The sequence below is a fragment of the Aphanothece microscopica RSMan92 genome (assembly GCF_046613545.2).
Lineage (GTDB): Bacteria > Cyanobacteriota > Cyanobacteriia > PCC-6307 > Cyanobiaceae > NIES-981.
Window position 1 is genome coordinate 1 of record NZ_JBKKKY020000181.1, and the last position, 1,420, is coordinate 1,420.

At 50.6% G+C, this 1,420-nt stretch carries 2 protein-coding genes; both read right to left on the reverse strand.

Annotation, left to right across the window (positions count from 1 at the left end; translation table 11 throughout):
- Positions 1 to 123: 123 nt before the first annotated feature.
- Positions 124 to 1,068, reverse strand: coding sequence for an IS3 family transposase (locus ACLD7X_RS16785; RefSeq protein WP_411424830.1), 945 nt, complete (start codon positions 1,066 to 1,068; stop codon positions 124 to 126).
- Complete coding sequence (locus tag ACLD7X_RS16790; RefSeq protein ID WP_411424831.1) at positions 1,068 to 1,361, reverse strand: transposase; 294 nt, start codon at positions 1,359 to 1,361, stop codon at positions 1,068 to 1,070. Before ACLD7X_RS16790 ends, ACLD7X_RS16785 begins: the two co-directional genes overlap by 1 nt.
- Positions 1,362 to 1,420: the final 59 nt, after the last annotated feature.

Here is a 1,420-nt window from a genome sequence, read left to right on the forward strand (position 1 = left end):
CCTTCAGAATCGCTCGTCGTTCATCCTCTGTGAATCGTCTGCGTGGTGACATCCGTGAACTCCTTCGTGGATGACAAAGATACGTGTCCAACTTTTTAGGGGGCTAGAACGTGTACCGGACCCCTAAAAGTTGGACACAATATTCGTCATGTTTTGTAATAGGTTGTTAGTGATTGTGCTTGGCTGCTTTGGGGTCGTAATGGTGATACCGTACATCTTGAGTACCTCTTCTGGTGTTCGATATCCGATGCCGGAGTGAATACGCTCGAGGTTATAGAAGTCACGGAACCGGTCAAATGTTTGTTGGGCTTGTTGAAGATTGTGAAGCTCCAGGGCATCGCAGACAGCTCGCTGGACGACGCTGTGGTAGCCTTCAATGTGAGCGTTCTGCTCGGGTGTTGCCGGCCTGGTAAACTCCTGCTGCACACTGCGTTCCTTGAAGTAATCGCGCACCAGTCCTGCTTCGAACTGACTACCGTTGTCGGATCGAACAGTGACGTGTTCTGGTAGCGGAATACTGCGAAAGATCGTTTCGAAAAGAGCAATAACATCTTCTTTCCGAATCGACCATTGAAGGATGTGACCCACGTTGGCACGGCTGAGGACGTCAAGCACCGTGAGCAGCATCGCATGACGACCCATACCGTCTATGCGCACGAACTTGATGTCGAACTCGAGATACTCGAATGGCCTTCTTGTTTGTGGTAGGAGTTCCTTCACCCACACCTTCCCAGAGCTAGGACGCTTTGGTCTACCAAGGAGGATACCCTGCTCACGCATTAACCGTAAGACCTTCTTCCGGTTGATGATGAAGCCCTTTCGCTGGAGCCATTTGGTAACCTTGGCGTAACCGTAGTCGACGAACTCTCTGTTGAGATATTCGCACACCATGTGCATGATCTCGACATTGCTGTAACAGCGTCCCGATGTATCAAACGTGACAGCACTGGCACGCTTCCCACGAGAACCAGGTTTCGGTCTGTAATAGTAGCTACTGGAGGCGATTCCACACGCCTTCAGTACGCGCCGACGGGGATAGCCCGCTTCCGTGTATTCATGTGCTACCATCAGTCGGTCTTCCCGCGTGATAGTGTTTTTTTTAGCAGCGAGTCCTTGATGCGGATGAAGAGTTCCTTCTCCGCTACCATTTCCTTGAGTTGCTGATTCTCTTGACGCAAGCGACGAAGTTCTGCTTCCAAGCCAGTGGTGGATGGTGCATCTGACTCCGTTCTCTTTCGCCAGGAATAGATATGAGAAGCACTGATGCCATGCTTCCGTATCGTTATTGATAGCCCATGTTCATCTACTTCCTTCAGAATCGCTCGTCGTTCATCCTCTGTGAATCGTCTGCGTGGTGACATCCGTGAACTCCTTCGTGGATGACAAAGATACGTGTCCAACTTTTTAGGGGGCTAGAACG

Bases quoted from the DNA above. Each gene is read 5' to 3' on its own strand.
- ACLD7X_RS16790 (WP_411424831.1), bottom strand. From the start codon at position 1,361: ATGTCACCACGCAGACGATTCACAGAGGATGAACGACGAGCGATTCTG.
- ACLD7X_RS16785 (WP_411424830.1), bottom strand. From the start codon at position 1,068: ATGGTAGCACATGAATACACGGAAGCGGGCTATCCCCGTCGGCGCGTA.